The sequence below is a fragment of the Roseovarius sp. genome (assembly GCF_030373445.1).
Taxonomy (GTDB): domain Bacteria; phylum Pseudomonadota; class Alphaproteobacteria; order Rhodobacterales; family Rhodobacteraceae; genus Roseovarius.
In genome coordinates this window covers 442,383-465,887 of record NZ_JAUCYU010000002.1, presented here as the reverse complement: position 1 = coordinate 465,887, position 23,505 = coordinate 442,383, and the positions used below count along the sequence as shown (strand labels likewise).

Genomic DNA, 23,505 nt, shown 5'->3' with positions numbered 1-23,505 from the left:
CCCCGGCCTTTCATCTTTCCCCAAATACTCCCGCCGGAGGCATCCCACGCCCGCCGCGCGCGCAACACCTCCCCCTTGCGCCCACCCCCGCCACACCGCATTGTCTCCCCATGAGCAGCCTTCCCACCTGGGGCGTGGTCTCGACCATCAAGGCCCCGGCCACCGACATCCTGAACTTCGCCGCCCATCACCTCGACCTGGGCGCCCACCGGGTGCATCTCTACCTCGACGAGGACAACCCCCAGGCCCGCGCCCACCTCTCCGCCCACCCGAAATGCCGCGTCACCGTCACCGATGACGCCTACTGGCGCCGCCGCGGCAAGGGCCGCCCCGATGCTCACCAGCCCCGCCAGACGGCCAACGCCACCCATTGCTACAACCGCCGCCCCCAGGTCGACTGGCTCGCCCATATCGACGTCGACGAGTTCCTCTGGCCCGCCACGCCCCTGCCCGAACAGCTCGCCGCCCTGCCGCCCGACACCCGCAGCGCCCGCGTCCGACCCATAGAGGCGCTCGCCCCCGACCCCGACGACCCGCCACCCGACGGCCAGCTCTGGTGCAAGGGCCACGCCCGCCAGCAAGGCCCCCGCCGCGCCCAGACCAACGAGATCTACCCCACCTACGGCGAACACCTGAACGGCGGTTTCCTAAGCCACGTCGCCGGCAAGGTCTTCGCCCGCACCGGGCTCGACGGCGTGTCCCTGCGCATCCACAACGCCTTCTTCGACCGCCAGCAGGACCCCGACCCCGCCCCGCTCGACGACACGCCTCTCGTCCACCTCCACGCCCATAGCTGGGCCCACTGGCAGGAGACCTTCCGTTTCCGCATGGCCCAGGGCAGCTACCGCGAAAGCCTTCGCGCCGCGCCAATGCCCGACGGCGTGGCCCTCACCATGAACCAGCTTTTCTCGATGCTGGAAGAGGACGGCGGCGAACCCGCGCTCCGCGCCTTCTACCGCGAGGTCTGCACCGCCACGCCCGAGCTGCGCGCCCGGCTCGACCGCCACGGCCAGCTCTATGCCGTCCGCCTCGATCTCGACGCCAAGCGCCGGAAACACTTCCCCGAGGCCGTCTGATTGTTGCAAAGGCGCGAACAATCACACAAACCTGTGTGAATCCGGTACGCTACCGTCCCTTTCGGCCAAGCTTGCATTGACCACACCCCCATTGATTCGATAAAGGCTGGCGCACGCATGGGGGTGCGCTGAACCATACGAGAGCGTTCACCTCCACATACGACGAGACGGCGGGCCAAGACTGTGTCCGCAAACCATGGACACATATGACCAAATTTTCTGATCTGAACCTCAATCCGAAGGTCCTCAAGGCCGTAGAAGAAGCCGGCTACGAAACCCCAACCCCCATTCAGGCCGGCGCCATCCCCCCGGCCCTCGAAGGTCGCGACGTCCTCGGTATCGCCCAGACGGGCACCGGCAAGACCGCGGGCTTCACCTTGCCGATGCTATCGCTGCTGGCCCGTGGCCGGGCCCGGGCACGCATGCCACGCAGCCTGGTGCTCTGCCCCACCCGCGAACTCGCGGCGCAGGTGGCCGAGAACTTCGACACCTATTCCAAGTATCTCAAGCTCACCCGCGCCCTTCTGATCGGCGGGGTCAGCTTCAAGGAACAGGAAGCCATCATCGACAAGGGCGTCGACGTTCTGATCGCCACGCCCGGCCGCCTGCTCGACCATTTCGAGCGCGGCAAGCTGATCCTCTCCGACGTCAAGATCATGGTGGTGGACGAGGCCGACCGCATGCTCGACATGGGTTTCATCCCCGATATCGAGCGTATCTTCGGCCTCACCCCCTTCACCCGCCAGACGTTCTTCTTCTCGGCCACCATGGCGTCGGAGATCGAGCGCATCACCAACACCTTCCTGCAGAACCCCGAACGGATCGAGGTCGCCCGCCAGGCCACCGCTTCCGAGACGATCAAGCAGGAAGTGGTGATGTTCAAACCCTCCCGCCGCGACAAGGCCGATGGCGAGAAGCGCGCGCTTCTGCGGGCGATGATCGACGGCGAGGGCGAGAAATGCACCAACGCCATCATCTTCTGCAACCGCAAGACGGATGTGGATATCGTCGCGAAATCGCTGAAGAAATACGGCTATGACGCGGCCCCCATCCACGGTGACCTCGACCAGAGCCAGCGCACGCGCACGCTCGACGGCTTCCGCTCGGGCTCGCTGAAGCTGCTGGTGGCCTCCGACGTGGCCGCGCGCGGGCTCGACGTGCCTTCGGTAAGCCACGTGTTCAATTTCGACGTGCCCGGCCACCCCGAGGATTACGTGCACCGCATCGGCCGCACCGGCCGCGCGGGCCGTGACGGCAAGGCGATCACGCTCTGCAGCACTCGCGACGAGAAGGCCCTCGACGCCGTCGAAAAGCTGATCCAGAAGGAAATCCCCCGCGCCGAGAACCCGCTGGGCAACGCCCCCGCCGCCGAAGAGGCGTCAGAGGAAGAGAAGCCCAAGCGCAGCTCGCGCAGCCGCTCGAAGAAATCCGACGACGCCCCCGCCAAGGACACGCCCGCGAAAGAGCCCGAGGCGCAGGACAGCAAGCCGCAGAAAAGCGACGACAAGCCCAAATCCACGTCCTCCCGCGGCGGCAGCAGCCGGCGCGGCAAGAGCGACGACAACAAGACCGTCGGCATGGGCGATCACCTGCCCCAGTTCATCGCCCTCAGCTTCGACCAGCGCCGCGTAAGCTAGACCTTTGTCCTCCCGTCCGCACCTCCTATGATCCGGGGGACGCCAACGGACGGGAGACAGCCATGCCCCTCATCGATATTCACGTGCTCGAAGGTGTGTTCACCGACGAAGACAAGGAACGCATCCTGCTCAAGGTCATCGACGCTTTTGGCGAGGCCGCGGGCGGCCGGATGAAGGAAAACACCTCCGCGCGCATTCACGAGGTCAAGAGCGGCTCATGGGCGCGCAACGACACCATCATGCACACCGAACTCGGCCTGGCCATCCGACGGGGCGACTGAGCCTCAGGCCGTCAGCCGGCTGATGATCACCGTCACCTCGGGCCGCTTGCCGATCTCGGCCTGCGCCACCTGCCGCACGATCTTGCGCAGCCCGTCTTCCAGCTTGTCATCGTCGGTCAGTGTCCTGTCGCCCGCCCGGCCAAGGAACTGGCTCAGGTCCTCCTCCAGCACGTCGACCAGCGGCGCCCGGCTGCTGCCTTCCTCGGCCAGGCCCTTCAGCTCGCACCACGGCTCGCCCAGCGGCTCGTCCTGCTCGTCGAGGATCACGTTCACCAACACGTGCCCGTTCAGCGCCATGCGAATCCGGTCGCGCACCACCCCGTCCAGCGCGCCGACCTGTACGTTCCCGTCGAGATAGACGCGCCCCGTCTCCACGTATTCGGCCACCGACGGGCTTTCCCCCGACAGCTCGATCATCGTGCCATTCGGGGCAAGAACGGCCCCGAACCCCTTGGATTTGGCCAGTTTCACGTGTTCGCGCAGATGCCGGTGCTCGCCATGCATCGGCACCACGTACTTTGGCTGGATCAGCTTGTGCAGCCGTTCGAGATCGGGCCGGTTGGCATGGCCCGACACGTGGTAGCGGCCGCCATCGTCATCGACCACGTCGACGCCCATCTCGCTGAACTGGTTCATGATCCGGATCACGCCGCGCTCGTTGCCGGGAATCGTCTTTGACGAGAACAGGAACGTATCCCCGGGCTTCAACTCGATGCCGTTATACTTGCCCTGCGCCAGCTGCGCACTGGCCGCCCGCCGCTCGCCCTGGCTGCCGGTGACGATCAGCATCAGGTTCTCGCGCGGGATGTTCTTGGTGTCTTCCGGGCTCACCGTGCGCGGAAACCCGGTCAGCACGCCCGTTTCCACCGCCGCCTCGATCATCCGCCGCATCGCCCGCCCCATCAGGCAGATCGACCGGCCCGCACGCTCTGCCGCCTCGGCCAGCGTTTTCACCCGTGCGACGTTGCTGGCAAAGGTGGTGGCCACGAACATGCCCTTGGCGCCCGCGATCAGGCTTTCGATTTCCGGCCCCAGGCTGCTTTCCGACCGCCCGGGATGCGGGCTGAACACGTTGGTCGAATCGCACATCAGCGCCAGGACCCCCGGCTCCGACAACGACGCCCAGAGCTCTTCGTCGAACGCCTCGCCCACCACGGGGCCGGTATCCATCTTGAAGTCGCCCGAATGCACCACCCGGCCGAGCTTGGTGTCGATCACCAGCCCCGCGCTTTCCGGGATCGAGTGCGAGATCGGCACGAAGCCCACCTTGAACGGGCCCGCCTCGATCACCTCCGGCCACGGGCTCGCGGTGATCACCGCCTTCTCCGGATGGCCCCGCTCCTCCATCTTCTTGCGCGCAATGTTGGCGGTGAAGGCCCGCGCATAGATCGGCGCGCCCAGCCGGTCATAGTAATGCGAAATCGCGCCCACGTGATCCTCGTGCGCATGGGTCACGAACACGGCCTCCAGCCTATCGCGCCGTTCTTCAAGCCAGCTGATGTCGGGAAAGATCAGGTCGACGCCCGGCGTGCCGTCCATGTCCGGAAAGGTCACGCCCAGATCGACCAGGATCAGCCGCTCCTTCCCCGGCGCGCCGATGCCGTACACATAGGCGTTCATCCCGATTTCGCCCGCCCCGCCAAGGGGCAGGTAGATCAGCCGCTCGTTGCTCATGCTGCCTCAGCCTTTCTCGTTATGCGCATGGATCACCGTCAGCCCATGCATGGTCAGATCTTCCTCGATATGATCGAATAGCAGGTCGCCCTGCGCGAAAAGCGGGGCCAGCCCGCCGGTGCCGATCACCTGCATGGGCCGCTCGTATTCCGCCCGTATCTGCTCGGTGATGCCATTCACAAGCCCCACGTAGCCCCAGAACACGCCCGACTGCATGCAGGCCACCGTGTTTGTGCCGATCACCTTCTGCGGCTTGGTCACGTCCACATGCGGCAGGGCGGCGGCGGCCATGTGCAGCGCCTCGAGGCTCAGGTTCACGCCGGGGGCAATGACGCCGCCCACGTAAGCCCCGTCATGGGCCACCACGTCGAACGTGGTGGCGGTGCCGAAATCCACCACGATCAGGTCGCCGCCATGCCGGTCGAAGGCACCGGCGGTGTTCACCAGCCGGTCCGGCCCTACCTGCGTGCCCTCGTCCACCCGCGGCTGAACCGGCAGGGCGCAGTCAGGCTTGCCCACCACGATCGGCCGGCAGCCGAAGAACCGGTCGGCAAAGACGCGCAGGTTGAACACCACCCGCGGCACGGTCGACGAGATGATCACGTCGGTGATGTCCATGTCGATCCCGTAATGCTTCACCAGCGTCGAGAACCACGTGAAATAGGCATCCGCCGTGCGGGCATGGTGGGTCGAGGTCCGGAGCGTGCACAGGAATTCCTTCCCATCCCAGATGGAAAAGACCGTGTTGGTGTTGCCGCAGTCGATGGCCAGTAGCATGAGCGCCTCCTTAAGTCACTCTATCGCGTTTTCAAAGGCCTGCCGGAATGGGCCTTCAAGCTCGTAGAACTTTCGGTCAAAGTGCCCGAATTCGTCCTCCAGAGCCGTGTCCACGAATTGTTCCGTCGAATTCGGCGCGGTGCGGTCGACGCTTTCCCAAAGCGCGACGGCCTGGGCGAGATTGGCGGCAACCGCGTCCTGCCCGATGCTTCGCGCCGCATCTACTGCGATATGCCATTCGCCGGGCTCGGTCACATTCAGGAAGTACTGGAGATGCCCGCCGTTATTGACCTCTGACTGATACCAAAAGAGCGCGTAGAGCGGCTTTTCAGACTCGATTTGCGGCGCTTCTTCGACAGCGCGCAAAACGAACCTGTTCCAGGGATCGTCAGGCAAATTCATTAGAAGAAGATCTCCGCCGCCGGGATGGCCTGCCGGGTATCGCGGGTCTTTAGAACAAGATTGCCCGCCTCGTCCACCGTCTCGAAGGTGCCGGTGATCTCGGCCTTGCCGGTGCGGGCAGTAATCACCTCGCCCAGCCGCGCCGCCCGATCCAGCCAGGCCCGGCGAATGGGCCCGAAGCCATACTGCACGAACTGCGCCTCGCAGGCCGCATAGGCCGGCGCCAGCAGGTCGAGGAAATCGCCCGGGCTGATCTCGGTCCCCGTCTCCGACAGAAGCGAGACGGGCCGCAGCGCCCCCGGTTCCACCTCCTCGGCGCCGGGCGCGTGGACGAGGTTGATCCCGATCCCGATCACCAGCGGCGACAGCTTCGTCCCCTGCCCGGCCTGCTCCAGCAGGATGCCCGCCACCTTGCCGCCGTTCAGAAGAACGTCGTTCGGCCACTTGAGCGCGAAGCCCTCGGGCCGCCCCGTCGCCGCCACGAACGCATCGTAAAGCGCCAGCGAGGCCACGAAGGACCGGAGCGCCACCACCGATGGCGGCTCGGTCGGCTGCAACACGAGGCTCGCGGCGAAATTCCCTTCCGGGTTGGCCCAGGCCCGCCCCCGGCGCCCGCGCGCGGCGGTCTGCTTCAGCGCCAGGATCCATTCCGGCCCGGCCAGCGTACCGGCCACGCGCGCGGCCTCGGCGTTGGTGCTGTCCACCTCCGGCAGCACGCGCCGCCCGTACCCGTCTGGCCAGCCCGCGACCTTCATTGTTCCGCAAATACGCCCGCCGGAGGCATCTTCCGGCGGGGCCTGGTCATCAGGTCAGTTGACAAGGGTCGTCGCCGCCGCCTGTGCCATGCCCTCGATACCGAACATGTTGACGATACCCAGCAGCATGAGCGCGGCCGACGCCATGAGGAAGCCCCACTGCACCGGCGACTTGCCGGTTTCCAGTGGCTCCTGGTCCTCGCCGAAATACATGTAATAGACGATCCGAAGGTAATAGAACGCCCCGATGACCGAGGCGATCACGCCCGCCACCGCCAGCCACACCAGCCCGCCCTCATAGGCCGCCCGCAGCACGTAAAGCTTGCCGAAGAAGCCCAGGAGCGGCGGCACACCCGCCAGGCTGAAGAGCAGGATCAGCATCGCCAACGCCCGGCCCGGATGGGCCTTGGAATACATGTTGAGGCTCACGATATCCGTCACCGGCTGGCCGTCACGCTCCATCGACAGGATGAAGGCGAAGGTGCCCACGTTCATGGTGATGTAGATCACCATGTAGATCAGCATCGCCTGCACGCCGAACACCGTGCCGGCCGCCAGCCCCATCAGCGCATAGCCCATATGCGCGATCGAGGAATAGGCCATCAGCCGCTTGATGTCGCGCTGCCCGATGGCCGCCACGCCGCCAAGGAACATCGACAGGAGCGACAGAACCGCGACCACCTGCTGCCAGTCCTGCACCACGCCACCGTACGCGTCATGCACCACGCGGGCAAACAGGCCCATCGCCGCCATCTTGGGCGCGGTGGCGAAAAAGGCGGTGATCGGCGTCGGCGCGCCCTGGTAGACATCCGGCGTCCACATGTGGAACGGCACGGCCGATACCTTGAAGGCCAGCCCCGAGATCACGAAGACGATCCCGATCAGCAAGCCAATGGGCGCCTGCCCCTCGGCCGAGGCGATGATACCCGAGAAGAGCGTCGTGCCGGTATAGCCATAGGTCAGCGAAGCGCCGTAAAGCAAAAGGCCCGACGACAGCGCGCCCAGCACGAAATACTTCAGCCCGGCCTCTGTCGATTTCACGCTGTCGCGACGCAGCGAGGCCACCACGTAAAGCGCCAGCGACTGCAGCTCGAGCCCCATGTAAAGCGCCATCAGGTCACCGGCGCTGACCATCATCATCATGCCCACCGCGGCCAGTGCAATGAGCAGCGGATACTCGAACCGCAACAGCCCCCGGCGGGCCATGTATTCCTGGCCCATCACCATCACCGCCGCCGCCGAAACCAGCGTCACGACCTTGGCAAAGCGGGCAAAGGCGTCGTCGTTGAACATGCCGCCAAAGGCGGTGCGCGTGCCCACGCCCGACGTGCTCAGCCACAGCGCCATCGCCACCAGGATCGCGGCGGTCAGCCATGTCAGCATGCCCGCCATCTTGTCCTTGCCCGTGTAGGCCGTCAGCAGCAGCGCGGCCAGCGCGTAGACCGAGATCACGATCTCGGGCAGGATAACATTTAGATCAGCCTGCATCATGGGTCTCCGTTATTCCGCCACCTGCGCCACGTCATTGGCGGCGCCCGCCTCCGACAAGGCCGTTTCATAATTGCCGATCAGCGCCTCGACTGCCGGGCCCGTGACATCGGTCACCAGGCTCGGGTAGACGCCCAGCAGCAGGGTCATCACCACCAGCGGGGCAAAGATCGCCCGCTCGCGCCCGGTCATGTCGGTGATCGACTTGAGGCTTTCCTTCACCAGTTCGCCCAGCACCACGCGGCGATAGAGCCACAGCGCATAGGCCGCCGACAGGATCACGCCCGAGGTCGCCACGGCCGCCACCCAGGTGTTCACCTGGAAGATCCCGACCAGCGTCAGGAATTCGCCGATGAACCCGCTCGTTCCCGGCAGGCCGACATTGGCCATGGTGAACAGCATGAAGATCAGCGCATAGGCCGGCATGCGGTTCACCAGCCCGCCATAGGCGTCGATGTCGCGGGTGTGCATCCGGTCATAGATCACGCCGACAATCAGGAAGAGCGCGCCCGAGATGAAGCCGTGGCTGATCATCTGGAAGATTGCGCCGTCGATCCCCTGCTGGTTGGCCGCGAAGATGCCCATGGTGACATAGCCCATATGCGCGACCGAGGAATAGGCGATCAGCTTCTTCATGTCCTCCTGCGCCAGCGCCACCAGCGAGGTGTAGACGATGGCGATGGCAGACATCCACAGCACCAGCGGCGTCATCACCTCGGCCCCCACCGGGAACATCGGCAGACTGAACCGCAGGAAGCCGTATCCGCCCATCTTCAGCAGGATCGCCGCCAGCACGACCGACCCGGCGGTCGGCGCCTGCACGTGCGCATCCGGAAGCCAGGTGTGCACCGGCCACATCGGCATCTTCACCGCGAAGCTGGCGAAGAAGGCGATGAACATCAGCGTCTGCATGCCCCCCACGATCTGGATCCCCAGAAGCGAGAAGCTCTCGAACGCGAATTCATGCGTCATCAGCGTCGGGATGTCCGTGGTACCCGCCTCCGCGAACATCGCCACCATCGCCACCAGCATCAGCACCGAGCCGAAGAAGGTGTAGAGGAAGAACTTGAACGACGCGTAGATCCGCTCTTTCCCACCCCAGATGCCGATGATCAGGAACATCGGGATAAGCCCCGCCTCGAAGAACAGGTAGAACAGCACGAGGTCGAGCGCCATGAACACGCCCAGCATCAGCGTTTCCAGCACGAGGAAGGCGATCATGTATTCCTTGACCCGGCTCGTCACGTTCCACGACGCGGCGATGGTCAACGGCATGATGAAGGTGGTCAACATGACGAACAGCACGCTGATCCCGTCGACGCCCATCTTGTACTTCAGGCCCAGCAGCCATTCCCGCTCTTCCACGAACTGGAAGCCGGTGTCGTTCGGGTCGAAGCCGACGAGGATGAAGACCGACACGACGAAGGTCAGCGTGGTCGCGATCAGCGCCACCCACTTGGCATTCCGCTGCGCCGCCGCATCCTCGCCCCGCAGGAAGATCGCCAGGATCGCCGCGGCGATGGCGGGGATGAACGTGGTGATGGAAAGCAGGTTATCCATTATTCAGCCCCTCCGGTGAAGGTCATCCAGGTGACCAGAACCGCGATACCCAGCACCATGGCGAAGGCATAGGTGAAGATGTAGCCGGATTGCGCCCGGCCCGCGAGGCGGGTGAAGAACGGGATGATCCCCATCGCCACGCCATTGAGGAAGCCGTCGATGATCCGCCCGTCGCCACCGCGCCACAGCACGCGCGCCAGCCGCTTGGCGGGGTTCACGAACAGGAAGTCGTAGATCTCGTCCACGTACCACTTGTTCAGCAGGAACAGGTAGAGCGGCCGCTGGCTCTCGGCCAGCGCCTTGGGCATGGCCGGGTTCACGATGTAGAACCAGAACGCCACCAGGAAGCCGAGGATCATCGAGATGAACGGGCTGACCTTCACCCATGTGGGTGCATGGTGCGCGTCATCCATCACGTGGTTGTCGGCCCCCATGTAGATCGCGCCCTGCGGCGGCCCGGCATGGGCCACGTCGTACCCGGCCTCTGCCTCTGCCCCCGCCTCTGCTTCACCCTCGGCGGCGCCCTCTTCGGCATGACTTTCGTCGGCAACGGCAGTCTCTTCGCCGTGGCTTTCCTCCGCCGCGGCGTCTTCCCCGTGGCCTTCTTCCTCGCCATGCCCGGCATCCGCCTCGGCATGATGCTCCGGAATGCCGAAGAAGCGGTTCACCTGGTTATGGTCGCCGAAGAAGCTGCCATACCACACCATCCCCGAGAAGATCGCGCCAAGCGCCAGAACCCCCAGCGGCACCAGCATCACGGGCGGGCTTTCATGGGCATGCTCATGCGTATGCTTGTCGCCCCGCGGCGTGCCGAAGAAGGTCAGGAACATCAGCCGCCAACTGTAGAAGCTGGTGAACAGCGCCGCGACGACAAGCGCCCAGAAGGCGATGCCCCCGGCGGTGCCCGCATAGGCGCTCTCGATGATCGCGTCCTTCGACAGGAACCCGGCAAAGCCGATATGGGTCAGCGGAATGCCCACCCCGGTGATCGCCAGCGTCCCGATCAGCATCGCCCAGAACGTGTAGGGCATTTTCGACCGCAGGCCGCCATAGTTCCGCATGTCCTGCTCGTGATGCATCCCGTGGATAACCGAACCGGCCCCGAGGAACAGCATCGCCTTGAAGAAGGCGTGGGTCAGCAGGTGGAACATCGCCACCGAGTAGACGCCGACACCGGCCGCCACGAACATGTAGCCCAGCTGCGAACAGGTCGAATAGGCGATCACGCGCTTGATGTCGTTCTGCACGAGGCCCACCGTCGCGGCGAAGAAGGCGGTGAGGGCGCCGATGCCAACCACGATCATCTTCGCCTCCGGAGCGAACTCGAAGAGCGGCGACATCCGGCAGACAAGGAACACCCCCGCCGTGACCATGGTCGCGGCGTGGATCAGCGCCGACACCGGCGTCGGGCCTTCCATCGCGTCCGGCAGCCAGGTGTGCAGGATGAACTGCGCCGACTTGCCCATCGCCCCCACGAACAGCAGGAAGGCGATCAGGTTGGCCGCGTTCCACTCGGTCCAGAGGAAGGTCAGTTGAGTATCTGCCAGCTCCGGCGCCGCGGCAAACACGTCGTCGAACTTGATCGAGTCCGTCAGGTAGAACAGCGCGAAGATCCCCAGCGCAAAGCCGAAATCCCCCACCCGGTTGACCACGAAGGCCTTGATCGCGGCGGCATTGGCGGAAGGCTTGCGGAAATAGAACCCGATCAGCAGGTAGGACGCGAGGCCAACCCCTTCCCAGCCAAAGAACATCTGCGCGAGGTTGTCCGACGTCACCAGCATCAGCATCGCGAAGGTGAACAGCGACAGGTAGGCAAAGAACCGGGGCCGATAGCTCTCGGTCTCGTCGTTGAAATTCTCGTCATGGGCCATGTAGCCCATCGAATAGAGGTGCACGAGCGCCGACACCGTTGTCACCACGATCAGCATGATCGCCGTCAGCCGGTCGAGCCGGATGGCCCATGCCGTGTCCAGCGTGCCCGACTGCACCCAGTCGAGAATGTGGATCGAATGGCTCTGCCCGTCATGGCCCAGGAACACGATCCAGCTCAGCAGGCAGGCGAGGAACAGCAGCCCCGTCGACACCCACTGCGCGGCGGCGTCCCCGATCAGCTTCCAGCCGAAACCCGCGATGATGGCACCCACGAGCGGGGCGAAGAGAATGATCGTTTCCATCGCCTCAGCCTTTCATCACGTTGACGTCTTCCACCGCGATCGTGCCGCGGTTGCGGAAGAAGCAGACCAGGATTGCCAGGCCGATGGCGGCCTCGGCGGCGGCCACGGTCAGCACGAAGAGGGTAAAGACCTGCCCCACCAGGTCGCCCAGGTGGGCGGAAAAGGCGACGAGGTTGATGTTGACCGACAGGAGCATCAGCTCGATCGACATTAGCAGAATGATCACGTTCTTCCTGTTCAGGAAAAGCCCGAAGATGCCGATGACGAAAAGGGCCGCAGCCACCGTCAGGTAATGTTCGAGTCCTATCATTTGTCCGTCCCTCTTCGGTCTTGTCCGCCGAAATATCCGTCACCTCGGGGCGCGCGCGGCCCCTCGTCTCAGTTCTGCCAAAGCCCCGGGTAAAGGGCGTTGCACCCACAGGTTTCCTCGGTCTCCCGCAGGGTCAGAACCCGCAGGTAATGCTCGCCGCCGTAAAGCGCGTCGGCCGCGCGGCGCACGTCCTGCACCCGCACCGCCTTGCCCGCCTTCAGCCGCGGGCGCAGGAACTCGGTCGCCGTCAGCGCGGCATAGGCCTCGCGCTGGCCCACGCCGTGGATCGCCACGAAATGCCCGCTCCGGCAATCGGTCACCCGGACGCCGTTGAAATTGTCGAGCTGCGGGATCGGTCCCGGCGCGCCGGCGACGATGCCGTCGGCGGTGGTCTTGTTCAGGTAGGTCTCGATGGTCTGGCCGCTGGTCTCGTCGCCCAGGTACTCGACGTCATGGGTCATCATGCCGTTCTCTTCCCGGTCACAGGGCGGCGGCGGGGTCAGCGCCACGGCACCCCCGGCGAACAACACGGCACAGGCCGCGCCGAGCGTTATGCCGCGCGCGGCTTTCACAGCCCCTGCCCCGGCTTCACGTCCTTCAGCTCCATCGCCTTGGCCGGGTCGCGATACATCTGCGCCAGGACGTCCTGCCGCTTCACATGCGTCCGGTGGCGCAGCGTCAGCACGATCGCCCCGATCATCGCCACCAGCAGGATCAGCCCGGCCAGCTGGAACAACAGGAAGTACTTGTCATACAGGATCATCCCCAGCGCAGCGGTGTTCTCGACACCTTCCTGCGGCACCACGGCACGGGCAGCCTCGGCCCCCTCGGCCATCTGCCAGTTGCCGAAGGCCAGACCGAACTGCATCAGCAGGATCACCCCGATCAGCAGCGCCAGCGGCATGTAGCGCGCCATCTCGGCCTTCAACTCGGCGAAATCCACGTCGAGCATCATCACCACGAACAGGAACAGCACTGCCACCGCACCCACGTAGACGATGATCAGCAGCATCGCCACGAACTCGGCCCCCAGCAGCACGAACAGCCCCGCCGCCGAGATGAACGACAGGATCAGCCAGAGCACCGAGTGCACCGGGCTGCGGCTGATCACGGTGAAAAGCCCGCCCACGAGTGCCGATATGGCAAACAGGTAAAAGGAAAGCGCGGCTACGGTCATCGGTCTTTATCCCCTTCCTTGTCCTCGTCCAGCACCTCTCGGGCGAACTCCATCGCCCGGGTCATGGACGGGATGCCGGCAAACATGGACATCTGCGCGATGGTCTCGGCAATCTCGTCCTTGGTCGCCCCGGCCTCGAGCGCATGGCGCACCGTCATCCGGATCTGCGTGTCGCTCTGCGCGCCCAGCATGGTCAGCCCCGCCAATGTCAGCAGCAGCCGCGTCTTGGCATCGAGCCCATCCTTGTTCAACCCCCTGCCGAAGGACATTTCCATGAATTCCTTCGGCATGGTCGGCCAGAGCTGTTCGAACCCCTTGGGCGAGAACGACTCAAGCGCCGGGTTGAAGGCTTTCGCCATCTCCTGCGCCTGGGCCATCATGGCCTCGAAGGGGTTCTTCATATCTGTCATGCCGGGCACCGGTTCGAGCTATAAACACGGCCTGCGATCCAGTCATTTCCATCCAGTTTCGCGGGCGTCAGAACCAGGCGGACCATCTCCCCCTCGCGCTCGAAACGGGTGTCGTTGACAGGGCCACTTTCGCTTTCAGGCCGCCACGCGTCCGGATAATCATTCACCAAACGCTGAAAGATTGCCTGAACAAGAGCCGTGGGGTCATAGGCGCCCATCGTCATGTAGCAGGCACAGCCGGAGTCGGTGTTCTGCAAACTTACCGCGACTTCCGGCTCGTGCATCAGGTTACCATTGATCGTGCGAAATCCAAGGCTGCGAGCCGTTTTTTCCATTCCCGAAAAACCCGGCGCAGAGCCCATGCACACTTTCGAGAACAGCTCCGCGCGCTCGGCATTCCAGCCCGGCACGTCCTCGGACGCAGCTGAAGCCGCCGAGGCGGCCAAGCCAAAGGCCAGTACACAAAGTGCATGATATGACCTTGCCAGCGGGCTCATCGGTAAGGCGCATCCAGTTCCAGGTTGCGGGCGATCTCGGCTTCCCATCGGTCGCCGTTCTCCAGCAGCTTGGCCTTGTCGTAATACAGCTCTTCCCGCGTCTCGGTGGCGAACTCGAAATTCGGCCCCTCGACGATGGCATCCACCGGGCAGGCCTCCTGGCAGAAGCCGCAATAGATGCACTTGGTCATGTCGATGTCATAGCGCGTGGTGCGGCGGCTGCCGTCGTCGCGCGGCTCGGCATCGATGGTGATCGCCTGCGCCGGGCAGATCGCCTCGCACAGCTTGCAGGCGATGCAGCGCTCTTCCCCGTTGGGATAGCGGCGCAGCGCGTGCTCCCCCCGGAACCGCGGCGAAAGCGGCCCTTTCTCGTGGGGGTAGTTCACCGTGGCTTTCGGCGCGAAGAAGTACTTCAGGCCAAGCCCGAACCCCTTGAACACGTCCTTCAGCAGAAAGTAACCGGCGGCCCGGCCATAATCGATCTGCGTCATCTGTCAGCCTCCAATCGCCCAGCGGGCCCAGAAGCCCCCGAGCACTTCGAATTTCGCAAGGAACGCGATGATCACCACCCATGCCAGAGACAGGGGCAGGAACACCTTCCAGCCGATGCGCATCAGCTGGTCGTAGCGATAGCGCGGCGTGATCGCCTTCACCATGGCAAAGATGAAGAAGAAGAACGCCATCTTCGCGATCATCCAGAACACCCCGTCCGGCAGGCCCGGGATGGGCGACAGCCAGCCGCCGAAGAACAACAGCGACGTCAGCGCGCACATCAGGAAGATGGCGATGTATTCACCGGCCATGAACAGCAGGAAGGGCGTGGCCGAATATTCCACCTGGTAGCCCGCCACCAGCTCCGATTCCGCTTCCGGCAGGTCGAAGGGCGGGCGGTTCGTCTCGGCCAGGGCCGAGATGAAGAACAGGAACACCATCGGGAAATGCGGCAGCCAGTACCAGCCGAAGAAGCCATAGGCCGTGTCCTGCGCGCCGACGATGGCGCTGAAGTTCATCGACCCGGTCGAGATGATCACGCCCACGATGATCAGGCCGATCGACACCTCGTAGGAGATCATCTGAGCGGCCGACCGCAGCGAGCCGAGGAACGGATATTTCGAGTTCGACGCCCAGCCGCCCATGATCACGCCGTACACCTCGAGCGATGAAACGGCGAAGACGAAGAGGATCGCCACGTTGATATCCGACAGCACCCAGCCCTCGTTCATCGGGATCACCGCCCAGGCCAGCACCGCCAGCACGAAGCTGGTCAGCGGCGCCATGATGAACACCGCCTTGTCGGCCCCCGCAGGCACGACCACTTCCTTGACCACGTATTTCAGCGCGTCGGCCACCGTCTGCAGCAGGCCGTAGATGCCCACCACGTTCGGCCCCCGCCGCATCTGCACCGCGGCCCAGATCTTGCGGTCGCCATAGACGAGGAAAAGCAGCGAGATCATGACGAAGCCGACCACGGCAAGGCACTGCGCGGTGATGATCAGCGCGATTCCCAAGGGGGTTGTCAGAAATTCAGCCATCAGCTCCTCACACCATCGGTATTCCGTTTTCCGCGCAATCGGCGGCGACGACTTCGGCGTCTATTTTCTTGATCCCGTCGGGTATCGTCGGCGAGATCGTGTAAACCGCATCTCCGCGCCAGATGCCACCCTCTTCGACCACTTTCGTGCGCACATGTCGCGCGAATCCGAAGCCGCGGATCAGCGTATACTGCGCCGCGGCACATTCGGCATAGCGGTCAAGGTCGGTGCTGTCCCGCGCGCCGGCCATTTCGACCTGGAAACTCACGAGATCCCGGTCCAGCAGGCGGGTTTCGATTCCCCTGTAGTCCGGCCGGAACGGCGCTTCCGGTTCGGAATCGGCCGCGTCGCAGCCCGACACGGCCGTCGCCACCGAAATCGCCAGTGGAGATATCAGCGCGCCGCGCCGCATCACTCGGCGGCCACCGGCTCTGTCCGGCGGGCCTTGGCCTCGGCCGACAGCTCGGCCATCAGCGCGCTCGCCCTCGCGATCGGGTTGGTCAGGTAGAAATCATGCAGCGCGGGCTGCAACTGCCCGGCGCCAAGCTCCGCCTCCTCGACCAGGGTCCAGCCATTGTCGGCCACCGCATCGATCGAGGCCAGGTGCGGAACTGCCTCGACCATGGCCCGGCGCAGCTGCGCGATGCTGTCGAAGGGCAGCGCGCTGCCCATCTCGCCCGACAGGGCCCGCAGGATGGCCCAGTTCTCTTTCGCCTCTCCCGGCGGATGCCCCGCGCGCAGCGCCAGTTGCGGCCGGCCCTCGGTGTTGACGAAGAGCCCCTGCTCTTCCGTGTAGGCCGCCGCCGGCAGGATCACGTCGGCACGATGCGCGCCACGGTCGCCGTGGCTGCCCTGGTAGATCACGAACGGGCCGCTGGCGATCTCGATCTCGTCGGCGCCGAGGTTGTAGACCACGTCGGCCCCGTCCAGCGCGCCCTCGATGCCGCCATCGGAAACCGCACCAACATCCATCGCACCCACGCGCGACGCGGCGGTGTGCAGCACCAGCATCTTGCCGCCCAGCTTTTCCGCCAGCCGCATCGACAGGCTCAGCACCGCCGGGCCGTTCTCGCCCCGCAGGCCACCCTGGCCCACCACGACGATCGCGCCTTCGGTCGCCTCGGCCTCGGCCAGCGCCCTGTTCATGAACTTGTTCCGCGCACCAAGCTGCGTGGCGTCATAGGTCAGGTCGGTCGGCTGGCCGATATGGATCACCTCGGCCCCGTTGAGCCACGCCTTGCGGATGCGGGCATTGAGCACCGGCGCCTCGATGGCCGGATCGGTGCCGATCAGGTAGACCGTCTTCGCCGTATCCAGCTCCTCGACCCGGGCATTGCCGACGTAGGCCGAGCGGTTGCCGGCGGGAAGATACGCCCCGTCGGTGCGGCATTCCACCTGCCCGCCAAGGCCCTCGACCAGCTGCTTCAGCGCATAAGCGCCCTCGACCGGCGCCAGGTCACCGACCAGCCCGGCCACCTTCTTGGCACCTTTCAGCGCCTCGGCGGTCTTGGCCAGCGCCTCGGGCCACGTCGCGGGCTTCAGCTTGCCGCCCTCGCGGATATACGGCCGGTCCAGCCGCTGCCGGCGCAGGCCGTCCCAGACAAACCGCGTCTTGTCGGAGATCCATTCCTCGTTCACGCCGTCATGGTTCCGCGGCAGGATCCGCATCACCTCGCGGCCCTTCGTATCCACCCGGATGTTGGACCCGAGCGCATCCATCACGTCGATGGTCTCTGTCTTGGTCAGCTCCCAGGGACGCGCGGTAAAGGCGTAAGGCTTGGACACCAGCGCGCCCACCGGGCACAGGTCGATGATGTTGCCCTGCAGGTTCGAATCCAGCGTCTCGCCCAGGTAGGCGGTGATCTCGGCATCCTCGCCCCGACCGGTCTGGCCCATCTGGTGAATACCCGCCACCTCGGTCGTGAACCGCACACAGCGCGTGCAGGAGATGCAGCGCGTCATGTGGGTTTCCACGAGCGGCCCGAGATCGAGGTCGTCAACCGCCCGCTTGGGCTCGCGGAAACGGCTGAAGTCCACCCCGTAAGCCATTGCCTGGTCCTGCAAATCGCATTCCCCGCCCTGGTCGCAGATCGGGCAATCGAGCGGGTGGTTGATGAGCAGGAACTCCATCACCCCCTCGCGCGCCTTCTTGACCATGGGCGAGTTCGTCTTGACCACCGGCGGCTGACCTTCCGGCCCGGGCCGCAGGTCGCGCACCTGCATGGCACAGCTTGCCGCGGGCTTGGGCGGGCCGCCCACCACCTCGACAAGGCACATACGGCAATTACCCGCGATCGAAAGCCGCTCGTGATAGCAGAAACGGGGGATCTCGATCCCCGCCTGCTCACAGGCCTGGATCAGGGTCATCGCCCCGTCGACTTCGACTTCCTGGTCGTCGATGATGATTTTGCGAAGATCAGACATCCGTTCTCACTTTGCTCTCAGTAACTGGCCGATCCGGCTTTTCCGGGCCATTTCCGCCCGGCCGAGCACGCACAGGCTCTCGGCATCCAGATTGCTGGCCCCCCTGGCTTCGAAATAGGCGTTGCGCCGCTGGCGCATCTTTTCCTTTTCGACGTCGTCGTTGATGTAAGCGTCGATCTGGGCCGCGCTGTAGCCGCGCGCGGCGGCCAGCGATTTCAGACCGTTGGCATAGCTTTGCGCCTCGAAGAACTTGCCGCCGATGCTGCTGCACTCCCGGCGGATCTTGTCGGCCACGGCCAGCGCCAGCAGGCCGTCATTGATGTCGCGCTCGTTCTCGAGGCCGGTCGCGGCGCTGGCACCGGCTGCACCGGCCGACAGGGCAAGGCTCAGGACAAGGGCGGTCATGCGTTTCATGTGGATTTCCTTTCACTCACACGGGGGCGCGCCACGGCGGCACACCCATCTGCTTCGCAGATGGGCTGCACCCCGCGTGATATGCAATAACACGCGCGCCAAGCCCCTGTTATGAAAGTCGAATTCACCAAAGAACACATGTCCCGCTAAAGGTCAGCCGGCCGCTCTGCCGGGCCAGCACCGCGTCGGGCGCATCCGGCCCCACGGTCCAGGCAATCTCCGACGTGCCGAAGTTCTTCAGGCAGTATTGCTTGCCGCCATACCGCCCGGCTTCGCGCGCCCCGGCCCGGCCCTGGTCGGCCCGTCGAACCGACACGGTGAACCGCTTGCGATCGGCCTTGTCGGCGGCCCGCGCCTTGCTCGGATAGTAATTGCCGTTGAAATACACCCGCTCGCTTTTCTTCGAGCAGCCTGCCACGGCGACCGTCGCCACCAGCAGCAATGCCACCGCCATGCGCCCCGGCGCCTTGTGCCAAATCCGTTCAGCCATTGAGAAACACCGCCTTTACAACAAGATACGCAAGGCCAAGGCACATGAGCCAGCCCGCGACATAGGTGAAGGACCGCAGCCCCATATCCGGTTTTCCGATGCCGTTGATATGCACCACCGCCAGAAGGATACGCAACAGCAGAAAACCCGACGCGAACAGGTTCACCCAGAACGGGCTGCCCCCGGCAAGGATCGCGGCCAGTACCAGCCCGACAAAGGCCGGCATCGACTCGACCAGGTTGCCATAGGCCCGGTGCCACCGATAGCCGCCATCCGCGTAATCCGCCGGCGGCTGCGCCCCCGGCGCCAGCCCGGCCCTCGTCTTGCGCATCGCGGACAGGGGTCCCAGCACCAGCTGCAACAGCGCCAGTCCGACGATCGCCACAAGGGCATGTCCGTATTCCGCGAAATCCGTCATCGGTTCAATTCCGGCCCCTCAGCTTCCACCGGCGCATAAGACTTCGTACTTCCCTGTTCCCGCGGCGACGCCCACGATCAGCGAAACCAGCACCTTCCCGCCCTTGCAGGCCGCCGTCTCGGCGAACCCCACGTGGCCGCGCAAACTATCCGCCCCGATCGGCTGGCCGTCGCGGCGGCGCATGGTCACGTAGACCTGCTGGCCCTGGATCACGTCACCGTCCTTCGAGGTCATCGTCACCGGGCGCCGGGCAAGCTCGGCTTCGAGATTGTCCGACTGCAGCGTCTCCGCCCCTGCCATTGCAGGCACCAGCACTGCCGCGCTCATCATCGCCCAGCGTCTCATTCCGCCGCCTCTTCCGGCCCTGCGTGACATCGCCACGGCGTCGTTCCCTTGCTTCCCGCCGGCCATCTCAGTTCACCTTCGAATGCGTCGGGGGATGCACCGCATCCTTTTCGATCACCACAATGGAATCATGCACGTGCAGCCCGCTTACCGCGCCTTCGAGCTCGGGCACCTGAAGCCCCTGGTGGTGATAGCGTTCATGCATGTCGTCGACGATCCGCCGGACCGTGTTGAAGAAGTTCGCCTCGGCGTCATAGCCGCCCTCGAACCCCTTCCAGTAGGCCGCGTGCAGGTCCTCGATCATGTAGGTGCCGCCCACTTCCACCCTCGGGTAGACCGCGCGCAGCGACGCCTCGATATGCGGCATCTGGTGGCTGCCGTCGTCCAGCACCACGTCGACACCGCCCATCTCGTCGATCACTGAATGCAGGAAGTCCGGATCGTCCTGCGACCCGATCCTCACCTGACCCGCCACGCCGTCGAATTCCTGGCAGCTCTTCTTGATGTCCACACCGAACAGCACCGCATCCTCGCCAAGGAAGCGCCGCCACATCTGCAGGCTGCCGCCCTTGTCGACCCCGATCTCGAGGAACCTGACCTTTTTGCCCCGGTACTTGCCGAAATACCGGTCGTAGATCGGGATGTAATGGTGCCATTTGTGCACCACGTAATCCTGCGTCGTGGCATAGATCTCGGCCAGGTCGCCGTCATAATCGTATTTCTCGCGGATATCCGCGACCACGTCATCCCCGGTGAAACGGTACTTCTTGATCACGACGCCCCCTTCCCCCGCGCGGGCGCGGTCACCGGCCCTGCCGGGCAGGGATATGAAGGAAGGGCGCGCATGATCCGATCACTCCGCCGCGACAGCGCTGACCCGGCCGGTCTTTTGCGCCTTGATCCGGTCCTCGATCTCGTCCCGGAAGTTGCGGATCAGACCCTGGATCGGCCAGGCCGCCGCATCGCCCAGGGCACAGATCGTGTGACCCTCGACCTGCTTGGTCACGTCGAACAGCATGTCGATCTCCTCGACCTCGGCCTCGCCACGCACCAGCCTGTCCATCACCCGCATCATCCAGCCTGTGCCTTCCCGGCAAGGCGTGCACTGGCCACAGCTTTCGTGCTTGTAGAACTTCGACAGCCGCCAGATCGCCTTGATGATGTCGGTCGAGTTGTCCATCACGATCACCGCCGCGGTGCCGAGGCTCGAGCCCACCTCGCGCAGCGCGTCGAAATCCATGATCGCGTCCTTCATCTTCTCGCCGCGCACGCAGGGCACGGACGAGCCGCCGGGGATCACCGCCTTGAGGTTGCCCCACCCGCCGCGAATGCCGCCGCAATGGGTCTCGATCAGCTCCTCGAAGGAGATCGACATCGCGTCTTCCACCACGCAGGGGTTATTCACGTGCCCCGAGATGGCATAAACCTTGGTGCCCGCATTGTTCGCCCGCCCGAAGCTCGCGAACCAGTCGGCACCGCGCCGCAGGATGGTCGGCACGACGGCAATCGACTCGACGTTGTTCACCGTCGTCGGGCAGCCATAAAGGCCGGCCCCCGCGGGGAATGGCGGCTTCATCCGCGGCATCCCCTTCTTGCCTTCCAGGCTTTCCAGAAGCGCGGTCTCCTCGCCACAGATATACGCCCCGGCCCCGTGCACCAGGTACAGGTCGAAATCCCAGCCCGAACCACAGGCGTTCTTGCCGATCAGCCCCGCGTCATAGGCCTCGTCGATGGCCATCTGCAGCGCCTCGCGCTCGCGGATGTATTCACCGCGGATATAGATATAGCTGGCATGCGCCCCCATCGCGAAGCTCGCGATCAGGCAGCCTTCGATCAGCGTATGCGGATCGTGCCGCATGATCTCGCGGTCCTTGCAGGTGCCCGGCTCCGACTCGTCGGCGTTCACGACAAGATACGCCGGCCGCCCGTCGCTTTCCTTCGGCATGAACGACCATTTCAGCCCGGTCGGGAACCCTGCCCCGCCCCGGCCGCGCAGCCCGCTCGCCTTCATCTGGTCGACGATCTCGGCCCGGCCCATCTCGATCAGCTTCTTCGTGCCGTCCCAGTGGCCCCGCGCCTGCGCACCTTTCAGCGTGCGGTCGTGCATCCCGTAGAGATTGGTAAAGATACGGTCCTGGTCCTTTAGCATGCCGCTACCCCTGATTGTCCTGGCGTGCCCGCCAGTATTGAAAGATCAGCCAGAAGGCAAAGACGAACCCCGCCAGCGCCAGCAGATCGAAGAGAAGCCGCAGCCGCTGGCTGAAGCCTTCCTTGTCTCCGATCAGGGTGGCCAGGATCCAGAACACCGCCGTTCCGGCGATGACCAGCGCTGCCTGGCGCCCCTTGCGGGCGGCTGTGTCGGGTTTGCTCATGCCTCTCGCTCATTCAGTACACATCACCGTCTTCGACCCGCTTCGAAAAGGCGGTCTCGCCCCCCGAGGCAAGCGTCTTTGCCTGGCTCACCCAGTCGTCGCGGGTCACGCGGCCCTTGAAGCCCTGCAGGTTCTCGTCGACCCACGCCACCTCGGCCGGGCCCCACCCGGCGATCTGGTCGAAATGGTAGAACCCCATCTCGTTCAACATCGTCTCCAGCTTCGGCCCCACGCCCTTGATCTGCTTGAGGTCGTCCGGCTTGCCTTCGCGCGGCGCCGACAGGCCCTCGGGCTTGGCACCCTCGCCATCTGTCGCCGGCGCATCCGTCACCTCGGCCTCAGGTTCCGCCGCCGTGGCCGGGCTTGCAGGCGCCGGCTCCGTCGCCGGTGCGGGGGTCGGCGCAGGCTCAGCCGCCGGGGCCGCATTGGCCGGGGCCGCCGCCGCATTCGTGGCCTTCGGCGCATCCGAGGTCGCGGGCTCACCGCACAGCAGGAACCGGAATGCCAACCCAAGCGCCACGAAGATCACCACGCTCAGCACCAACGGCCACAACAGCCCGACATCGTCGAAACCCACCAGCAGCACGAAGGTCAGCACCGCGACCCCTGCCGCCGTAAGCCAGCATTTCGCCGGGCAGCTCATCCCCGAAGTCGCATCCGCCATCTCACGTTCCCCCTGTGCCGGTCTGCATCGCGCGGTCCGTCATGCGGCACCGCCTGTCGCAGTCTTATCACGCTTTGACCCATCCGTCTTTGCGTGATCACACAAGGTTTTGGCCTGGCTCACCCAGTCATCGCGGGTCACCCGGCCCTTGAACCCCTCGAGATGCGCGTCCATCCACGCCACCTCCGCCGGGCCCCAGGCGGCGATCTGGTCAAAATGGTAGATGCCGAGATCGTGGCACAAGCCGGCAAGCTTCGGCCCGATCCCCTTGATCTTCGTCAGGTCGTCCGGCGTATCGCCCCTTGCCCTGTCCAGTGCCACCGGCCGTGCGTCCGCCGGCCCGGTCACGGCCGCCGGGGTCGCGACCGCCTCATCGCCAACACCACGCTCGCCCACCGGCCCTACGACCGGCGCCGTCCCCTTGCGCGCCACTGCCGGGCCGCAAAACATCCGCGACACCGAAATAGCCACAAGCACCGCCAGCCCGCCGCTGAACATCAGCGTCGCCAGCACCGGGAACGCCGACACCACCAGCCACAGCGCTACGACACCGGAGAGCGCGCCAACGCCCCAGCATGCCCACAGGCAGGTTTCCGGTTTCGCCGTCTGTGACATCACAGCCTTTCCT

The 23,505-nt window shown here is 64.9% G+C and carries 28 protein-coding genes; 3 read left to right on the top strand and 25 right to left on the bottom strand.

Features of this window, described 5'->3' with window-relative positions:
• The first annotated feature begins 110 nt into the window (after positions 1–110).
• The 3 genes from QUV18_RS05845 (at position 111) to QUV18_RS05835 (ending at position 2,994) form a co-directional block, all read left to right on the top strand.
• On the top strand, positions 111–1,076 hold the full coding sequence (locus tag QUV18_RS05845; RefSeq protein WP_300892491.1) for a glycosyltransferase family 2 protein: 966 nt from the start codon (positions 111–113) through the stop codon (positions 1,074–1,076).
• 206 nt (positions 1,077–1,282) lie between these two features.
• Entirely contained in the window at positions 1,283–2,713 is a 1,431-nt protein-coding gene (locus QUV18_RS05840; RefSeq protein WP_300892490.1) for a DEAD/DEAH box helicase, read from the top strand.
• A 62-nt stretch (positions 2,714–2,775) separates the two neighbouring features.
• On the top strand, positions 2,776–2,994 hold the full coding sequence (locus tag QUV18_RS05835) for a tautomerase family protein (protein WP_300892489.1): 219 nt from the start codon (positions 2,776–2,778) through the stop codon (positions 2,992–2,994).
• Positions 2,995–2,997: 3 nt separating this feature from the next.
• Here QUV18_RS05835 and QUV18_RS05830 read toward each other — a convergent pair whose 3' ends face one another.
• The 25 genes from QUV18_RS05830 to QUV18_RS05710 form a co-directional block, all read right to left on the bottom strand.
• Positions 2,998–4,668: a ribonuclease J gene (locus tag QUV18_RS05830; protein WP_300892488.1), complete on the bottom strand. Its 1,671-nt coding sequence runs from the start codon at positions 4,666–4,668 to the stop codon at positions 2,998–3,000.
• 6 nt (positions 4,669–4,674) lie between these two features.
• Entirely contained in the window at positions 4,675–5,445 is a 771-nt protein-coding gene (locus QUV18_RS05825; protein WP_300892487.1) for a type III pantothenate kinase, read from the bottom strand.
• A 15-nt stretch (positions 5,446–5,460) separates the two neighbouring features.
• Entirely contained in the window at positions 5,461–5,847 is a 387-nt protein-coding gene (locus QUV18_RS05820) for a DUF4375 domain-containing protein (RefSeq protein ID WP_300892486.1), read from the bottom strand.
• On the bottom strand, positions 5,847–6,602 hold the full coding sequence (locus QUV18_RS05815) for a biotin--[acetyl-CoA-carboxylase] ligase (protein WP_300892485.1): 756 nt from the start codon (positions 6,600–6,602) through the stop codon (positions 5,847–5,849). The genes QUV18_RS05820 and QUV18_RS05815 overlap by 1 nt, the downstream gene beginning before the upstream one ends.
• A gap of 54 nt (positions 6,603–6,656) precedes the next feature.
• Complete coding sequence (gene nuoN, locus QUV18_RS05810; RefSeq protein ID WP_300892484.1) at positions 6,657–8,093, bottom strand: NADH-quinone oxidoreductase subunit NuoN; 1,437 nt, start codon at positions 8,091–8,093, stop codon at positions 6,657–6,659.
• A 9-nt stretch (positions 8,094–8,102) separates the two neighbouring features.
• Positions 8,103–9,650, bottom strand: a complete 1,548-nt coding sequence (locus QUV18_RS05805) for an NADH-quinone oxidoreductase subunit M (protein ID WP_300892483.1) — start codon at positions 9,648–9,650, stop codon at positions 8,103–8,105.
• Positions 9,650–11,824, bottom strand: a complete 2,175-nt coding sequence (nuoL, locus tag QUV18_RS05800; RefSeq protein ID WP_300892482.1) for an NADH-quinone oxidoreductase subunit L — start codon at positions 11,822–11,824, stop codon at positions 9,650–9,652. The genes QUV18_RS05805 and nuoL overlap by 1 nt, the downstream gene beginning before the upstream one ends.
• A gap of 4 nt (positions 11,825–11,828) precedes the next feature.
• Complete coding sequence (gene nuoK / locus QUV18_RS05795; protein WP_268954300.1) at positions 11,829–12,134, bottom strand: NADH-quinone oxidoreductase subunit NuoK; 306 nt, start codon at positions 12,132–12,134, stop codon at positions 11,829–11,831.
• Between the two features lie 68 nt (positions 12,135–12,202).
• Entirely contained in the window at positions 12,203–12,706 is a 504-nt protein-coding gene (locus QUV18_RS05790) for a hypothetical protein (protein WP_300892481.1), read from the bottom strand.
• A complete protein-coding gene (locus tag QUV18_RS05785) occupies positions 12,703–13,311 on the bottom strand; it encodes an NADH-quinone oxidoreductase subunit J (protein ID WP_300892480.1) in 609 nt (202 codons plus the stop codon). Before QUV18_RS05785 ends, QUV18_RS05790 begins: the two co-directional genes overlap by 4 nt.
• Positions 13,308–13,721 carry a carboxymuconolactone decarboxylase family protein gene (locus QUV18_RS05780; RefSeq protein ID WP_057816554.1) on the bottom strand — a complete coding sequence of 138 codons (414 nt, stop codon included), beginning with the start codon at positions 13,719–13,721 and terminating at the stop codon, positions 13,308–13,310. The genes QUV18_RS05785 and QUV18_RS05780 overlap by 4 nt, the downstream gene beginning before the upstream one ends.
• Positions 13,718–14,218, bottom strand: a complete 501-nt coding sequence (locus tag QUV18_RS05775; RefSeq protein WP_300892479.1) for a hypothetical protein — start codon at positions 14,216–14,218, stop codon at positions 13,718–13,720. Before QUV18_RS05775 ends, QUV18_RS05780 begins: the two co-directional genes overlap by 4 nt.
• On the bottom strand, positions 14,215–14,709 hold the full coding sequence (gene nuoI / locus QUV18_RS05770; RefSeq protein ID WP_300892478.1) for an NADH-quinone oxidoreductase subunit NuoI: 495 nt from the start codon (positions 14,707–14,709) through the stop codon (positions 14,215–14,217). The genes QUV18_RS05775 and nuoI overlap by 4 nt, the downstream gene beginning before the upstream one ends.
• Before the next feature lie 3 nt (positions 14,710–14,712).
• Entirely contained in the window at positions 14,713–15,750 is a 1,038-nt protein-coding gene (nuoH, locus tag QUV18_RS05765) for an NADH-quinone oxidoreductase subunit NuoH (RefSeq protein ID WP_300892477.1), read from the bottom strand.
• Positions 15,751–15,757: 7 nt separating this feature from the next.
• Positions 15,758–16,162, bottom strand: coding sequence for a hypothetical protein (locus tag QUV18_RS05760; protein ID WP_300892476.1), 405 nt, complete (start codon positions 16,160–16,162; stop codon positions 15,758–15,760).
• A complete protein-coding gene (gene nuoG / locus QUV18_RS05755; RefSeq protein ID WP_300892474.1) occupies positions 16,162–18,174 on the bottom strand; it encodes an NADH-quinone oxidoreductase subunit NuoG in 2,013 nt (670 codons plus the stop codon). Before nuoG ends, QUV18_RS05760 begins: the two co-directional genes overlap by 1 nt.
• 6 nt (positions 18,175–18,180) lie before the next feature.
• Complete coding sequence (locus tag QUV18_RS05750; RefSeq protein WP_300892473.1) at positions 18,181–18,588, bottom strand: DUF5333 domain-containing protein; 408 nt, start codon at positions 18,586–18,588, stop codon at positions 18,181–18,183.
• A 124-nt stretch (positions 18,589–18,712) separates the two neighbouring features.
• Positions 18,713–19,078 carry a hypothetical protein gene (locus QUV18_RS05745; protein WP_300892472.1) on the bottom strand — a complete coding sequence of 122 codons (366 nt, stop codon included), beginning with the start codon at positions 19,076–19,078 and terminating at the stop codon, positions 18,713–18,715.
• Positions 19,071–19,496: an MAPEG family protein gene (locus QUV18_RS05740; RefSeq protein ID WP_300892471.1), complete on the bottom strand. Its 426-nt coding sequence runs from the start codon at positions 19,494–19,496 to the stop codon at positions 19,071–19,073. Before QUV18_RS05740 ends, QUV18_RS05745 begins: the two co-directional genes overlap by 8 nt.
• Positions 19,497–19,514: 18 nt before the next feature.
• Positions 19,515–19,841: a hypothetical protein gene (locus QUV18_RS05735; protein WP_300892470.1), complete on the bottom strand. Its 327-nt coding sequence runs from the start codon at positions 19,839–19,841 to the stop codon at positions 19,515–19,517.
• Between the two features lie 67 nt (positions 19,842–19,908).
• Complete coding sequence (locus QUV18_RS05730; protein WP_300892469.1) at positions 19,909–20,616, bottom strand: class I SAM-dependent methyltransferase; 708 nt, start codon at positions 20,614–20,616, stop codon at positions 19,909–19,911.
• 78 nt (positions 20,617–20,694) lie between these two features.
• Positions 20,695–21,990, bottom strand: a complete 1,296-nt coding sequence (gene nuoF, locus QUV18_RS05725; protein WP_300892468.1) for an NADH-quinone oxidoreductase subunit NuoF — start codon at positions 21,988–21,990, stop codon at positions 20,695–20,697.
• Between the two features lie 4 nt (positions 21,991–21,994).
• Positions 21,995–22,213, bottom strand: coding sequence for a DUF5337 family protein (locus QUV18_RS05720; protein ID WP_300892467.1), 219 nt, complete (start codon positions 22,211–22,213; stop codon positions 21,995–21,997).
• A gap of 13 nt (positions 22,214–22,226) precedes the next feature.
• A complete protein-coding gene (locus tag QUV18_RS05715) occupies positions 22,227–22,877 on the bottom strand; it encodes an NADH:ubiquinone oxidoreductase (protein ID WP_300892466.1) in 651 nt (216 codons plus the stop codon).
• A gap of 39 nt (positions 22,878–22,916) precedes the next feature.
• Positions 22,917–23,492 (bottom strand): NADH:ubiquinone oxidoreductase, encoded by a 576-nt coding sequence (locus tag QUV18_RS05710; RefSeq protein ID WP_300892465.1) that lies wholly within the window; start codon positions 23,490–23,492, stop codon positions 22,917–22,919.
• Positions 23,493–23,505: the final 13 nt, after the last annotated feature.

Excerpts from the sequence above, each read along its gene's own strand:
- QUV18_RS05845 (WP_300892491.1), top strand. The coding sequence starts at position 111 with ATGAGCAGCCTTCCCACCTGGGGCGTGGTCTCGACCATCAAGGCCCCG.
- QUV18_RS05840 (WP_300892490.1), top strand. The coding sequence starts at position 1,283 with ATGACCAAATTTTCTGATCTGAACCTCAATCCGAAGGTCCTCAAGGCC.
- QUV18_RS05835 (WP_300892489.1), top strand. The coding sequence starts at position 2,776 with ATGCCCCTCATCGATATTCACGTGCTCGAAGGTGTGTTCACCGACGAA.
- QUV18_RS05830 (WP_300892488.1), bottom strand. The coding sequence starts at position 4,668 with ATGAGCAACGAGCGGCTGATCTACCTGCCCCTTGGCGGGGCGGGCGAA.
- QUV18_RS05825 (WP_300892487.1), bottom strand. The coding sequence starts at position 5,445 with ATGCTACTGGCCATCGACTGCGGCAACACCAACACGGTCTTTTCCATC.
- QUV18_RS05820 (WP_300892486.1), bottom strand. The coding sequence starts at position 5,847 with ATGAATTTGCCTGACGATCCCTGGAACAGGTTCGTTTTGCGCGCTGTC.
- QUV18_RS05815 (WP_300892485.1), bottom strand. The coding sequence starts at position 6,602 with ATGAAGGTCGCGGGCTGGCCAGACGGGTACGGGCGGCGCGTGCTGCCG.
- nuoN (WP_300892484.1), bottom strand. The coding sequence starts at position 8,093 with ATGATGCAGGCTGATCTAAATGTTATCCTGCCCGAGATCGTGATCTCG.
- QUV18_RS05805 (WP_300892483.1), bottom strand. The coding sequence starts at position 9,650 with ATGGATAACCTGCTTTCCATCACCACGTTCATCCCCGCCATCGCCGCG.
- nuoL (WP_300892482.1), bottom strand. The coding sequence starts at position 11,824 with ATGGAAACGATCATTCTCTTCGCCCCGCTCGTGGGTGCCATCATCGCG.
- nuoK (WP_268954300.1), bottom strand. The coding sequence starts at position 12,134 with ATGATAGGACTCGAACATTACCTGACGGTGGCTGCGGCCCTTTTCGTC.
- QUV18_RS05785 (WP_300892480.1), bottom strand. The coding sequence starts at position 13,311 with ATGACCGTAGCCGCGCTTTCCTTTTACCTGTTTGCCATATCGGCACTC.
- QUV18_RS05780 (WP_057816554.1), bottom strand. The coding sequence starts at position 13,721 with ATGACAGATATGAAGAACCCCTTCGAGGCCATGATGGCCCAGGCGCAG.
- QUV18_RS05775 (WP_300892479.1), bottom strand. The coding sequence starts at position 14,218 with ATGAGCCCGCTGGCAAGGTCATATCATGCACTTTGTGTACTGGCCTTT.
- nuoI (WP_300892478.1), bottom strand. The coding sequence starts at position 14,709 with ATGACGCAGATCGATTATGGCCGGGCCGCCGGTTACTTTCTGCTGAAG.
- nuoH (WP_300892477.1), bottom strand. The coding sequence starts at position 15,750 with ATGGCTGAATTTCTGACAACCCCCTTGGGAATCGCGCTGATCATCACC.
- QUV18_RS05760 (WP_300892476.1), bottom strand. The coding sequence starts at position 16,162 with ATGCGGCGCGGCGCGCTGATATCTCCACTGGCGATTTCGGTGGCGACG.
- nuoG (WP_300892474.1), bottom strand. The coding sequence starts at position 18,174 with ATGTCTGATCTTCGCAAAATCATCATCGACGACCAGGAAGTCGAAGTC.
- QUV18_RS05750 (WP_300892473.1), bottom strand. The coding sequence starts at position 18,588 with ATGAAACGCATGACCGCCCTTGTCCTGAGCCTTGCCCTGTCGGCCGGT.
- QUV18_RS05745 (WP_300892472.1), bottom strand. The coding sequence starts at position 19,078 with ATGGCTGAACGGATTTGGCACAAGGCGCCGGGGCGCATGGCGGTGGCA.
- QUV18_RS05740 (WP_300892471.1), bottom strand. The coding sequence starts at position 19,496 with ATGACGGATTTCGCGGAATACGGACATGCCCTTGTGGCGATCGTCGGA.
- QUV18_RS05735 (WP_300892470.1), bottom strand. The coding sequence starts at position 19,841 with ATGAGACGCTGGGCGATGATGAGCGCGGCAGTGCTGGTGCCTGCAATG.
- nuoF (WP_300892468.1), bottom strand. The coding sequence starts at position 21,990 with ATGCTAAAGGACCAGGACCGTATCTTTACCAATCTCTACGGGATGCAC.
- QUV18_RS05720 (WP_300892467.1), bottom strand. The coding sequence starts at position 22,213 with ATGAGCAAACCCGACACAGCCGCCCGCAAGGGGCGCCAGGCAGCGCTG.
- QUV18_RS05715 (WP_300892466.1), bottom strand. The coding sequence starts at position 22,877 with ATGGCGGATGCGACTTCGGGGATGAGCTGCCCGGCGAAATGCTGGCTT.
- QUV18_RS05710 (WP_300892465.1), bottom strand. The coding sequence starts at position 23,492 with ATGTCACAGACGGCGAAACCGGAAACCTGCCTGTGGGCATGCTGGGGC.